Here is a 13,524-nt window from a genome sequence, read left to right on the forward strand (position 1 = left end):
GGCATGAGGAACGCCCAGAGGTTACTAAAAAGGTTAATTGGGCGGCGAGTCTTGGAGATCGTTCTGAAAATGCAGTTTTTTTATAACCCTATTTTATATGCTATTTAATATTTAGTTCATTTAAATTAAGGATCTATTATATTTTCTAAACTTTAGCTTTTAAAAGTGAGAAATCCCTAGTTCATAAGTGCTGATAGTTTTAAGCCAATAATCCCCACAAGAATACAAAGGAAACATAAAATACGGATGAGGTTATACGCTTCGCCCAAGGCTAATATACTATAAATTGCTGTACCAATTGCGCCAATACCGACCCAGACTGCATATGCTGTTCCAATAGGAATGCTTCGGGTAGCTAAGGACAGTAAATAGACACTGATGCCAATAAATATACAACAAAATATGCTGGGGAGAAGTCGGGTAAAACCATCTGTTTTGACAATAGTAGCTGCATAGAAGATTTCTGCAATGCCTGCAATAAATAAATATAACCAGCCGATATTCATAAACTTTAAGATTCCTATGGTAGTCAAACGACTCTAAAAAATTAGGAGAATAAAGGAATTATTCTCCTGATGATGGTGCTTTAGTTATAGGCACGTTCGTTGTGATCAGAAATATCTAGGCCTTGTTCTTCCTGTTCTTTACTTACACGAAGACCGACAGTCATAGCGATGAATTTGAAAATAATCCATGTAAATATGCCGCTATAAGCAACAGTTACAATAATACTTAAAACCTGTGCTAAAACTTGCTGTCCAAGTTGTAAATCTGCAATATTGCCGCCAAAAGCAGGAGAGGCAAAAATGCCTGTTAAAATACAGCCGATCATTCCACCGACACCGTGTAAGGCAAAAACATCAAGTGAATCATCAATATTAAGGACACGTTTTAAACGCGTGACAGCATAAAAACAGCTGATACCTGTTAATAAACCAATGGCTGCTGCGCCAAATACGCCAACGTAGGCTGCGGCAGGGGTAATGCCGACCAGTCCGGCAATTGCTCCAGAGGCCAGACCCAATGAAGAAACATGGGTATCTAAAAACTTTTCGACAATCATCCAGCCGACAATACCTGCGCAAGCCGCAACTTGAGTATTGATGAGAATAAGACCTGCACTATTGTTGGCAGCGAGGGCAGAACCGACATTAAAACCGAACCAGCCAGCCCAAAGTAAGCCTGCCCCAATGAATGTGTAGACCAGATTGTGTGGTGCAATGCTTTGAGTTTTCCAGTCTTTACGTTTTCCGACCATGATCGCACCAACCAGAGCGGCTACACCTGCGTTGATATGTACAGCGGTTCCGCCTGCAAAATCAAGAACTCCCCAGTTATGCATGGCTGAACCAGGGCCACCCCAAACCATGTGTGCCATAGGTGCATAAACTAGCGTAGTCCATAAAACTACGAAGATCACCATCGCACTGAATTTAATTCGCTCAGCAAAACCACCCACCACAATGGCAGGGGTAATCATGGCAAATGTCATACCAAACACAGAAGTGACAAATTCAGGAATATCACCTACCAATGATTGATTAGTTACGCCATTCATAAATGCTTTGTCAAAACCACCTACAAAACTTGCCAGATTAAAAACGCCTTCTTGCATACCTGTGGTATCGACAATCATGCTGTAAATAAAGCAAATCCAGAGCAAGCCGACAATGCCTGCAAAAGCAAAGAATTGGGTACAAATTGATAAGACATTTTTGCTGCGAATCATTCCGCCGTAAAACAATGCCAGTCCAGGAATGAACATAATCATGACAAATACAATCGAGGTCATTACCCATGCAGTTGAGGTTTGGTTGAGGGTGGTTTCGGCTGCATGTGCGGTGGGCATCAACAGTAAACTTGCCATTACAGCGGTCATAAAACGAGAAATCATGATTGATCCTCCGGTATGGAAGTATTGAAAATAATGGTTTTCAAGAGCGAACACGGGTTCGTTCCGGATCGTAAAAAGGCAAGGCAACTACAGTGGCTTTCAGGCGTTTTTGCTGACCATCGAGTTTGCCAATTTCAATTATTGAGCCAGGTGTTGCATGTTGTGGCGCAAGGCGGCAGAGGGCGATTTGCTTACCTAAAGTGGGTGAGTTGGTGGCGCTGGTAATGACGCCAACAGGGAAACGGCCATTATAGACTAAGTCACCGTGTACAGCTGCTTCGGTTTTTTCTAAAATGAGCCCGACTAACTTATGTCTGCTAGCAGCTGATTGGTTTTGGATAGCTTGTTTACCTAAAAAATCTTCTTCTTTGCTTTTTAGGGGAACAGTAAAACCAATGCCAGCTTCAAACGGATTGGTTTGGGCATTAAATTCATGTTGGGCAAAAATCAGACCCGCTTCAATGCGCAGCATATCCAGCGCATCAAAACCCATAGGAGCTATCTCAAAAACTTGCCCAGCTTGCCAGATGGCATCCCAAACCTGTTCGGCATGACTCGGATGACACCAGACTTCAAAGCCAAGTTCTCCCGTATAGCCAGTACGAGAAACCATAATCGGAATGCCAGTTGGTCCACCTAAACGACCTATGCTGAAATGAAACCAAGCTAAATTTTCGACTGTGGGCTGATGTTCTGGTGTCCAAATGATTTGTGCTAATAATTTACGGCTGTTTGGTCCTTGTACCGCGACATTATGAATTTGGTCTGAGGATTGACGGATGCTAACGCGATAGTCCAATTCTTGTGCTTTTTGTTTGAGCCATGTGCCGCTATATTCATCGCCGCAAACCCAACGGAAATTGTTTTCCCCCAAGCGGAAAATAGTACCGTCATCGATCATACCGCCAGTGTCTAGACAAGCCGCAGAATAGGCAATTTCTCCAATTGCCAATTTGCGTACATTTCGGGTCAGCATATACTGCAAAAAACTTTCAGCATCTGGGCCAGTCACTTCAAATTTACGCAGCGGAGTTAAATCAATCATGGCGACGCGTTCACGACACGCCAGATATTCAGCTTTTGCGCCCCAATTGTTGTATTCCGATGCGACCCAGTAACCATGATATTCCACCAGTTTTGAGGTCAATGCTGAAATACGTGAATGAAAACCGGACATTTTAGTCATGCGGGGTAGCTCCTCTGGGGCAAGACGATAAGGTTGTGAGCGAGGAAAACATTGAGATTCATCATAAATACGGACATGGATATCGGTTGGCACCCAACCATTGGATGGGTCGATATCATCGGGGCAGGCGGAAGAAGCACAGAGCAAGTCTTTTTGTGCGCGCATCAGTACATAGTCACCGGGACGTGACCACGGTTCATCCATTGAAATAGTGCCGCAGGGTTTAACTTGAGTGTTGTAGAAAAAATTAATGGCAGGCCATGCACTTTTGCGCTGAATACCATGCTTACTGAGGATTTGATTGAAATTATCGGTACAAGAGATATGTCCAAAATAGCCAGAATCTTCATAAAACTTCGGGCTACATGCAGTTAAAAACATGTCATGCCTGCCGACTGTATCTTGTATAACTTCAACCAGCGTTTGCAGGTTTGAGCCATAAAAACGTGAATGGATCCCCGGCATTGGTGTGCTGTGTCCTAAAATTGTTCGGGTGGCGACGGCATCTAGTCCAATTTCCTGACCTTGTGCTAAAGCTTGTGCATCAAAGGCCAAAAAGTCGGAGCATTGTTTACCTGCCACATCAATGATTTGAATCCATTGACCAGCTTTCACGCTATACGTTTTTGCTGACGCACGAGGAATCCGAATTTCTTGTATCGGCTGTGCTAGGCATACAGGTAAATATTCTGTTAAAGGTTGGGCTTTGAACAATTTGACCACAATTTCATCTATAGGGTCTTGCTGATCAATTGGCATATTTCTGCCAGTATTCAAAATGATTAATTGCAAATGGTCTTTTGCTTTAAAACGGGCAATACAATTATGTTGAGTCAGGCGTTGTACTTGCTGTAAATCGGCATGATCAAGATGCATCTGTTCAAACTGCTGTTGCAGTTTTTGTGCAACCTGATCTTGCTGAGCTAGTTGGCTCAATGCTTGTTGTGCCTCATCTTGCTGAATTACTAAATCCTCAGTAATGACCTGTAATAATGCATGTTGTATTTGTCCCTGAGTATTTTTTACTAAAAACTCTACGGGTTGTTGCAATGGAATGTTTAGCTCAATTTCATCAGAAGTTTCGAGCACAAAACATGCAGCCGATTGAGTATCAACCCGCAGGTTTAAACACCGAATGAGGTGTTGCAAATGAAAAAAATCTGTTGCTGTTTCAAAGGTTTTTTCATCTTCAAACTGTGGTTGTAAATGTCCCATATCCATCGCCTGTAACCCAATATGGCTTCCACTATCTCTAGTCAGAAAACAGAACACAATTGCACAGAATGAGTACCTACAACGGGGTAAATTGATCTTTTGGCATGAATCCTGCTCAAAAAACTTAACTAAAGGGAATATGAAGCAGTATCTCGGCAGGCCTCAGATTTGAAGTTATTGTGGTAGGGATAGATATGAAATCTTGGCAATATTGGTTTAGCAAACGTTCACAATTCAAAGATCTGGAGCAGCAGGATTTATTTACATGCCAATTCGATTTATTTCGTACTCATCTGCAATTACAACTGGCTCAAATGGAAAATGCTTCGGAAGCCTTGCCGATATTTTTACAGCACTTGCAACAACAGTTATCTCAGTTTTTTCAGACGTATCAAGGGCAATATAGTCTGGTATTTTGCTATCCATTTACACAGGAATGCTTTATCTACCATGCGCAAACACAGCACATGCTTCGTTATGATATCGAAGTCATTCAGCAAACATTACGCAATGACTCTGCTCACGTTACTCAAACCAATCGTGCGGAAAAACGGCAAATAGATATCTTGAGTTATCAGGCCAAATTATTGCTGACAGGGCATGATCTGATGATTTGGCGACTATATAAGATACATTCACCAATAGAATTGCCTAGCCATTATATGCAGTTACTCGACCAGTCTTTAGAGCAGGGCTTACAGATTTGGTTACAACAGCAAGATAAATTACATAGTATTTTATTAGAAGAACGTAAGGAAGTTGCCGCAGAATTACATGACAGCATCGCACAAATATTAGGCTTTTTACGCATTAAATCAGCGCAGTTGCATAAACAGTGTAAAGATAATACCGAATATGCAGCATTGCTGGATACCAGTTCTGAGCTTGCCAGTTATACCCATTATGCTTATCAACAAACCCGCGAACTGATTACTGCATCACGTTTGGCTTATCAAGAGCTGGATTTTTCTTCTGCGTTGAAAAAAGTCATTCAAGAATTTGAACATCAATCGAGTATTTCATTTGAGCTGGATAACCGTATTCCACAGTTTAAAGTGAATGCAAAACAGGCAGTGCAGTTGCTTTATATCATTCGGGAAAGTCTGAGTAATATTGTGCGGCATTCACATGCTTCTGCAGCACAAATCCGGTTGGAATCTCTGGCATCTGGCGGTCTGCAAATTTGTATTTCTGATGATGGCCGTGGTCTGGATCTGAGTCAGAAACGTAGTGATAGCTTTGGTCTGGAAATTATGTGTGAACGCGCTGAGCGCATAGGTGCCGAGCTGACTTTTGGCCCTAATTTACCACATGGTACATGTGTTCTGTTGAAACTGGATTACTCATAAGTTGATTTGATCTAAAGAGGAGATAACCATGCCGGTCTCTACCTATAAAGTGAGTATTGTCGATGATCATGCCTTATTCAGGCGTGGTGTGCTTGATATTTTACGGCAGTCAGGAGAGTATCAGGTTTTGGCAGAATATTCTTCTGGCAAAGACTTTCTCTGCAATATGCAGCTGAATTATCCTGACTTGCTACTTTTAGATGTACAAATGCCTGATGAATCTGGGCTGAATATTCTAAAAGAAATCCGTAAGACAGATCAGTATTTAAAAGTTGTGGTACTGACAGCCAGTGATGACGAGCAAATTATACTCGATGCCATTCAACTGGGCGCAAACGGATTTTTACCTAAAGACACACTACCCGAAGTAATTTTGTCAAACCTGCAAGATGTTTTAAATGGTCAGACGATTTTGCACAGTCAGGGCATTACCATACTTGCGCGGCAATTGCGTTTAAATCATGCTTCGGCAGTTCAATCTTCTGAGTCTGAATTTTTGAATGAAAAACATATATTGCTTGCAGAAATGACTATACGTGAACAGGAAACCTTATTACTGATTGCCAAGGGTCTAAACAATAAACTGATTGCCAGGGAGCTTGGCATTAGTGATGGCACAGTTAAGGTCTATGTCAAAAGTCTATTACGTAAATTAAATGTGCATTCTCGTCTGGAGTTATCAGTCTGGGCGCATCAGCATTTAAGGACTTCATTACGCTAAATAATAACAACAGGAACCTGCCATGTTGAAAATGTTGTATAAAGTCTTGCATCCAGTCCCACCTGTGCTTTGGTCACCGTTATTTCGGCATTTTTCGGAATTGGTGTTGCTGGTCGATCAATATTTGAATATTTATCAATTTAATACAGCATGGGAAAATTTTATTCGGATGGATATTACCGACAAGGTTTTAATCCAGCAACAAGATTTTACCCAATGGATTTATCCAGAAGATATTTATGATTTCAAGCACTTGCTGAGCCAGCCGCAAAACAGACAGTACCAGTTACGCTTAATGGATGGCGAAAATAATTTGCACTGGTTTGATGTTTCTGCCAACTATATACAGCATGACTGTAAGCAAAATCGCATGTATTGGTGTTTATTGTGTTGCAACCAGACAGAGCGGATTAAAGAACAATATTTACAGTTTGCGCAGCAGCGTAGTTTAAATGGTTTATTAAAACGCTTACCGATCATGTTATACCGTTCGCGCAATGATCGTGACTGGACGATGGAGTTTGTCAGTGATGGTTGCGAAAAAATTACTGGTTATGCCGCAGATCAGTTATTAAATACGCCGTTATATGGGAAAATAATTCATCCCGAAGATGAAGCTGAGGTTTGGGCAACATCACAAGCTGCAATTCAGAACCATACACTATTTTATTTAAATTATCGTTTGATTCGAGCTGATCAACATATTTATGAAGTTCAGGAAATCGGTCAAGGTTTATATTCGGACAGTGATATGGTTTTGGGCGTTGAGGGGGTAATTTTTCCTAAAAACTAACCCCTTCGTCATACCTATTACAGGGAATTTATCTCCTCAAATTTCAGAATTATCGTTATTCCAATGGTTTTGAAATATTGGGAGAATCACCAATGACACGCGTTGCAATTATCGGAGCCGGGCCAAGTGGAATGGCGCAATTACGTGCGTTCCAGTCAGCACAACAAAAAGGAATCGACATTCCGGAAATTATCTGTTTTGAAAAACAGTCTGACTGGGGGGGACAATGGAATTACACATGGCGTACCGGACTAGATCAGCACGGTGAACCAGTCCATAGCAGCATGTACCGTTACCTTTGGTCAAATGGTCCCAAAGAAGCTTTGGAATTTGCTGATTATAGTTTTGATGAACATTTTGGTAAGCCGATTGGTTCATATCCACCACGAGAAGTGTTGTGGGACTATATAAAAGGTCGTGTAGAAAAAGCCAATGTTCGGCATTGGGTTCGGTTTAATACTGCTGTCCGTCATATTGAATTTGATGAGACAACACAACAATTTACTGTGACTGTGCATGACTATGAAAAAGATGCAGTCTATTCAGAGATTTTTGATTATGTTGTGGTTGCCAGCGGACATTTTTCTACCCCTAAAGTCCCTGAATATGATGGATTTAGAACTTTTGGTGGGCGTATCTTACATGCTCATGATTTTCGTGATGCGCTTGAATTTAAAGATAAAACAGTTTTAGTTGTAGGCAGTAGTTATTCTGCTGAAGATATTGGTTCGCAATGCTATAAGTATGGTGCGAAGCAAATTATCAGTTGTTATCGCAGTACCCCGATGGATTACACATGGCCAAAAAACTGGTCGGAACGTCCGGCATTACTGCGTGTTGATCAGACTCATGCTTATTTTGCTGATGGTTCAAGTGCCCGAGTGGATGCCATTATTTTGTGTACTGGATATTTGCACTATTTCCCATTTATGCAGGAGCAATTACGCCTAAAAACCGATAACCGTTTATATCCTTTAGGCTTATATAAAGGCGTGGTGTGGGAGAAAAACAACAAGCTATTTTATTTGGGTATGCAAGACCAGTGGTATACCTTTAACATGTTTGATGCACAGGCTTGGTATGCACGTGACGTGATTTTAGGAAAAATTGAATTGCCAGTCCATGACGAGATGTCGGCTCATACCCAACACTGGCATGATGCGGAAAAGAACATTACCGAAGTACCTGATATGTATAAGTTTCAGGGAGATTATATTCTAGAGCTGATTGAGGCAACGGACTACCCGACCTTTGATATTGAAGCCATGCGCTTGATTTTTATGGAATGGAAGCACCATAAAAAAGAAAACATTATGACTTTTCGTGATCATATTTATAAATCGGCAATCACTGGCACAATGGCTGCGCCACATCACACGACTTGGATTAATGCACGGGATGATTCTTTGGAAGCTTATTTGCAGATGAGCGAGGAAGAATGTAAGAAGGTGGGGTAAAACTAAACTTGGTTGAATATTATTGTTTCACTATCTTGGATAGCTGTGCATGTGCAGATTTGTTGTTTATAGATAGAGTCTTACTTTTCGAAAGTGGAAAGTAACAAAAATCTTTTGTCGGACTAACAATATTTCCTTGTGTTGCAGTCTGACATGGCGACATTCATGTCGCCTGTCACTATAGCTAGCTGGGATTGAGCATTTTCTTAAAACTTTTATTATTTTCAAAATATTCTTCATCTCTGAATACCCCAAAAGAGGTATGCCTTCAAGGAAATTTTCCTACCAGGAAAATAATTTTACTCTTGAACTATCTTCTTACTTCCTAGACGGGGACTTCGCGATGCAAGAACACATGCTTAGCACGCCTGTTTATCAGAATGTCCATGATTTTCAAATACAACATGGCAAAACACTATTTTTGCTTCAGTTATCTCAGGCTACAGTAATTCAAGATATACAGCAAAAAATACAAGATGTTGATGTGGAGAATTTATATATTTTCCATGATTCAGCAACATGGGGCGAACAATTACACACTGTGATTTCACAACATTTAAATCAGGCACTGGCAGGATGGCATGCTGTGATTTGTGGTGATGAACATTTTATCTGGATATCGGATGCTGCATTACGTCAAGCAGGGCTACTCAGGGATGAAATTGCCAGAGTGTTAATAGCAGGTAAACGTCAAGTGTATTGCGTACATTGTTTCCATATGCAAAGTAGTACGGCTAAAGATTTCTGTCAGTGTGAAGACTGTGGTGTTGATTTACTTATTCGGCCCCATTTTTCAGAACGTTTGGGTGCATACATGGGCGTATGTGCCAATGCTGAAAGTCGTGGAAAACCTGATATAAAAGAGGTGAGCCATGTCTAGTTCTCTACCCGTAAAAGTCAGTCAGATTCAGCAAATCACACCGATCATTCGTGAATTTACTTTAGAAGCCATTGACCAGCCGTTATTACCCTTCTCATCTGGTAGTCATGTGGTGGTCTCTGTACCACTACAAGACCGGATTTTACGTAATGCCTATTCATTACTCAGTGATCCGTATCAAGATCAGCATTATAAAATTGCAGTGCGTTTGCAGGAAGACTCACGCGGTGGTTCGCGTTATTTGCATCAACAGGTAAAAGTAGGTGATGTCCTTAAAATTTCCGCGCCATTGAATTTATTTTCATTACATTCACAAGCCAAACATCATGTGTTTATTGCGGGTGGGATTGGTATTACACCATTTATGTCGCACATTCGACAATTGGTACATAGTAGTGGCAGTTTCGAGTTGCATTATGCCTGTCGGGATCAACTTAGTAATGCTTATGAGTCAGTGTTGAATCAACTCTTTCCAACCCGGTTACAAGTCTATTCGGAACGGACTGAGTGTCGTTTAGATGTATTGAAACTGTTGCAACAACAAGATTTACATACGCATGTCTATATCTGTGGACCAGATCGTTTAATTCGGGCTGTACAACAAGCCGCACAACAATTGGGCTGGTCAAAACATCGGGTGCATTGGGAAGCTTTCACATCACCATCTGCAGGTACACCATTTCAAGCAAAACTGTGTAAAAGCCAAAAAATTATTGAAGTTGCCAGTGATTATAGTTTGCTAGAAGTGCTAGAGGCACAAGGTGTTGACGTGCCAAGCCTATGCCGTAGTGGTGTGTGTGGGCAGTGTGCCTTGAAATATAAAAATGGCAACATTGATCATCACGATCATTTTTTAAATACCGAAGAACGTCAGCATTTACTCATGCCTTGTGTATCTCGTGCCAAGCATGGCAGTTGCATCGAACTCGATTTATAGGAAGGAGTATCGCTCATGACCATTCAATTTAATCCATCAGAACAGATGCGAGATCAATTCCATTATTACAACAGTCCCAAGGCAATTGCACGTTTTCCATTTCCGTTTCCTGAAGACAATTATATGTATTCGGTGAACATCGAACCTGCGGTGTCAAAACCAGATACCGTTTTTGAGAACTGGTTTGATATTGATGAGCATTATTTAACTGAAATGAATGAGCGGGCATTAACGCTTGCCAGTGATCCGAAACGTTGCATTGTTTTACCACACATGCAGCAAGCGGCCTGGGATTTTTTAGAAATGGTGATGACGCATTTATCGCAAGATTACCCGGAACATTTTCAGTTGCAACAGCAAGGTAAAGCGTGGCGCTGGGTAAATAAGCCTTTAAATATTGACATTCATTTTACCTTTGGCGATGCATCTACTTTACCACTTGAGCCTTTTGAATTTATCAGTCGGCAAGTGCAGGGGGATATTGCTTTGCTCGATCAGCGTGACGGTGATTTGTATATGGATGCAGGCATGATCACGGGACCAGCCGATTGGTCGTTAAATTTTGATGCAGGAATGAGTTTTAAACAATGGCATGCACCTGTGCCACAACTTGCACATAACTTAGGGGTGTTTGATCGCGCCTTAAAATTTCTACTCAATATTCAGGTTGACCAACCGTACCGCCGTTTGAACTGGACGATGACCATCAACCCACGGATGGATACGTCCTCTGAAACTTACCATTTATGGGGACATGAGCGGGCGTTAGTAACAGCTGAAAATGCAGGTGAATTGGTGCATTTACGTGTTGAACTACAAATGATGCCGCGTTTAGCTCGCAGCAATGCCTTGTTGTTTAGCATCCGTACTTATCTGATGAGCCTGAATGATTTAGTCAAAAATCCAGCTTGGGCTAAACGTTTACATCGGGTGATTCGGGACTTACCAGAACCGATTGCCGACTACAAAGGCATTAGTCATTACCGAGAGCCATTGGTGCAATGGCTGAGTCAATTTGATCCATAAATTTAATGATTAACCATTTAATACTTGCTGATGCACAAAGCGATCACTCACATATTCGCTTCATCTTTGTGATGCGAATCAAATGTTCCGAGAAATGGAATCTTTATAAATTCTATCACGGCTCAGATGCTTAGATCTCTACTACGCATTAGATGTATGACTATCAAATTTTAATATCTTCGTAAAAAGGAAATACAACTATGGCAAATTTATGGCGCATTTCAGCATTGGCAGAACGTCACCGTCAACTCGGTTCAAAACTAGAAGACTGGAACGGGATGGGAACGGCATGGACTTATGACAGTGATACGATTGATCATTACACCGCGATTCGAACCAAAGCAGGTTTGATGGATGTTTCGGGTTTAAAGAAAGTTCACTATGTTGGACCTCATGCAGAAAGCCTACTGGAATATGCAACTTCTCGCGATATTTCCAAACTGTATCCAGGTAAATCTGCCTATGCCACTATGCTCAATGAAGAAGGCAAATTTGTGGATGACTGTGTGATTTACCGAACAGGTCCAAACGCGTTTATGGTTGTACATGGTACAGGTATTGGTCTGGAAATGCTGACTCGTTCTGCTACTGGCCGTCAGGTTGCGATTTTATTTGATGATGATTTGCATGATTTATCACTACAAGGGCCACTGGCTGTTGATTTTCTGGCAGAGCATGTTCCTGGAATTCGTGACCTACCGTATTTTCATCACATTCAAACGCGTCTGTTTGGTTGCCCGGTCATGATTTCACGAACAGGCTATACTGGCGAACGTGGCTATGAAATTTTTTGTAAAGCCAACGATGCACCATTAATCTGGGATACGATTTTAGAGAAAGGAGTGAACTACGGCATTGTGCCTTGTTCATTTGTCACACTGGACTGGTTACGTGTAGAAAGCTATTTATTGTTTTATCCATACGATAACTCTGAATATTTTCCATTCAAAAATGAAAAATCAGGCGATACGCTATGGGAACTGGGGCTTGATTTCACAGTTTCACCGACGAAAGGCGAGTTTCGCGGTGGTTATGAACATAAACGCTTAAAAGACAAAGAGCGTTTTAAAATTTATGGTGTGGTGTTAGACACAGAGCAAGCAGCACAAATGGGTGATACCTTGTGGGATGGTGATACACAAATTGGGGTGATTACCTGCGGCATGTATTCACCATTAAGCAAAAAGTCGGTTGCCATTGCTCGTGTTGATGTACCGTATGCGGTAGATGGAAAAGCATTGACTGTGAAAGGTAGCTTGGAAGTCGCTGCTGAAACTCATAGCTTACCGTTCGATGATCCACAAAAATTAAAACGAACCGCAAAAGGCTAGTTCGATCTGAAAAGACAAATCCTGTCAGAACTGACAGGATTTTTTATCTCGGGTGATTTAACAATAAAAATAACAGGATCATTTTAAATTAAATTGCATCTACTCCAGTTTCACCGGTACGAATACGAATCACTTGTTCAAGTGCTGACACAAAAATTTTGCCGTCGCCAATTTTTCCGGTAGATGCAGCTTTGCTGATGGCTTCAATGGTCGCTTCCACAGCCGAATCATCCAGTGCAATTTCGAGTTTGACTTTGGGTAAAAAATCTATTTTGTATTCAGCACCACGGTACATTTCGGTATGACCTTTTTGTCGTCCTGTACCTTTGATTTCTGTAACCGTAATGCCCTGAATACCTGTTGTAGAAAGGGCTTCACGGACATCATCCAATTTAAATGGTTTTATCACTGCTGTGATCAATTTCATTTGATTCCCCCTGATAGAGAAGGTGTATAAGTTTGGATTTGCGAATTTGTCATCATCTCGTTTCCTATTTTGTTATATAGAAATTAAGCAAAGGAAGTCTATATTTATCTATAAAATTCAGTGACTTTTTTGAGGTACTCCTTTTGAGGTACGCTGCTTTTTTGTCTGTTTTATTTATGTATGTGGATTATGGAGTGCTTGATTGAAGAGGTAAATCGTAGTGCAAAACGCATACTGTTTTGCTTGATTTTGATGCATAAAAAATTCTCAATATGAATATTTAAAATATATTTACTGTTATATTATTG

The 13,524-nt window shown here is 41.0% G+C and carries 12 protein-coding genes and 1 pseudogene; 9 read left to right on the forward strand and 4 right to left on the reverse strand.

Annotated features, from left to right (window positions below; genetic code table 11):
• Positions 1-74: pseudogene (locus KPC_RS11425) on the forward strand (transcription elongation factor GreAB); the annotation flags it as partial.
• A 102-nt stretch (positions 75-176) separates the two neighbouring features.
• Here KPC_RS11425 and KPC_RS11430 read toward each other — a convergent pair.
• From KPC_RS11430 to KPC_RS11440, 3 genes are all read right to left on the reverse strand, one after another.
• A complete protein-coding gene (locus tag KPC_RS11430) occupies positions 177-506 on the reverse strand; it encodes a DMT family transporter (RefSeq protein ID WP_121974507.1) in 330 nt (109 codons plus the stop codon).
• Between the two features lie 80 nt (positions 507-586).
• On the reverse strand, positions 587-1,894 hold the full coding sequence (locus tag KPC_RS11435; protein ID WP_121974508.1) for an ammonium transporter: 1,308 nt from the start codon (positions 1,892-1,894) through the stop codon (positions 587-589).
• Between the two features lie 40 nt (positions 1,895-1,934).
• Positions 1,935-4,295 carry a DUF1989 domain-containing protein gene (locus tag KPC_RS11440; RefSeq protein ID WP_121974509.1) on the reverse strand — a complete coding sequence of 787 codons (2,361 nt, stop codon included), beginning with the start codon at positions 4,293-4,295 and terminating at the stop codon, positions 1,935-1,937.
• A gap of 194 nt (positions 4,296-4,489) precedes the next feature.
• Here KPC_RS11440 and KPC_RS11445 point away from each other — a divergent pair, with 194 nt between their 5' ends.
• The 8 genes from KPC_RS11445 to KPC_RS11480 all read left to right on the forward strand — a co-directional run bounded on the left by KPC_RS11445 (position 4,490) and on the right by KPC_RS11480 (position 12,789).
• On the forward strand, positions 4,490-5,644 hold the full coding sequence (locus KPC_RS11445; protein WP_121974510.1) for a sensor histidine kinase: 1,155 nt from the start codon (positions 4,490-4,492) through the stop codon (positions 5,642-5,644).
• Between the two features lie 28 nt (positions 5,645-5,672).
• Complete coding sequence (locus tag KPC_RS11450; RefSeq protein WP_121974511.1) at positions 5,673-6,365, forward strand: response regulator; 693 nt, start codon at positions 5,673-5,675, stop codon at positions 6,363-6,365.
• A gap of 22 nt (positions 6,366-6,387) precedes the next feature.
• Positions 6,388-7,158: a PAS domain-containing protein gene (locus tag KPC_RS11455; protein ID WP_121974512.1), complete on the forward strand. Its 771-nt coding sequence runs from the start codon at positions 6,388-6,390 to the stop codon at positions 7,156-7,158.
• A gap of 92 nt (positions 7,159-7,250) precedes the next feature.
• A complete protein-coding gene (locus KPC_RS11460; protein WP_121974513.1) occupies positions 7,251-8,615 on the forward strand; it encodes an NAD(P)-binding domain-containing protein in 1,365 nt (454 codons plus the stop codon).
• A 343-nt stretch (positions 8,616-8,958) separates the two neighbouring features.
• Complete coding sequence (locus KPC_RS11465) at positions 8,959-9,495, forward strand: dimethylamine monooxygenase subunit DmmA family protein (protein ID WP_121974514.1); 537 nt, start codon at positions 8,959-8,961, stop codon at positions 9,493-9,495.
• Complete coding sequence (locus tag KPC_RS11470; RefSeq protein WP_121974515.1) at positions 9,488-10,432, forward strand: PDR/VanB family oxidoreductase; 945 nt, start codon at positions 9,488-9,490, stop codon at positions 10,430-10,432. Before KPC_RS11465 ends, KPC_RS11470 begins: the two co-directional genes overlap by 8 nt.
• 15 nt (positions 10,433-10,447) lie before the next feature.
• Positions 10,448-11,458 (forward strand): heme-dependent oxidative N-demethylase family protein, encoded by a 1,011-nt coding sequence (locus tag KPC_RS11475; protein WP_121974516.1) that lies wholly within the window; start codon positions 10,448-10,450, stop codon positions 11,456-11,458.
• 200 nt (positions 11,459-11,658) lie between these two features.
• Entirely contained in the window at positions 11,659-12,789 is a 1,131-nt protein-coding gene (locus tag KPC_RS11480; protein WP_121974517.1) for an aminomethyltransferase family protein, read from the forward strand.
• 88 nt (positions 12,790-12,877) lie between these two features.
• On the opposite strand, the gene KPC_RS11485 is transcribed toward KPC_RS11480, so the two are convergent.
• Complete coding sequence (locus KPC_RS11485; protein WP_121974518.1) at positions 12,878-13,216, reverse strand: P-II family nitrogen regulator; 339 nt, start codon at positions 13,214-13,216, stop codon at positions 12,878-12,880.
• Positions 13,217-13,524: the final 308 nt, after the last annotated feature.

The organism is Acinetobacter stercoris (genome assembly GCF_900323515.1).
Classification (GTDB): domain Bacteria; phylum Pseudomonadota; class Gammaproteobacteria; order Pseudomonadales; family Moraxellaceae; genus Acinetobacter; species Acinetobacter stercoris.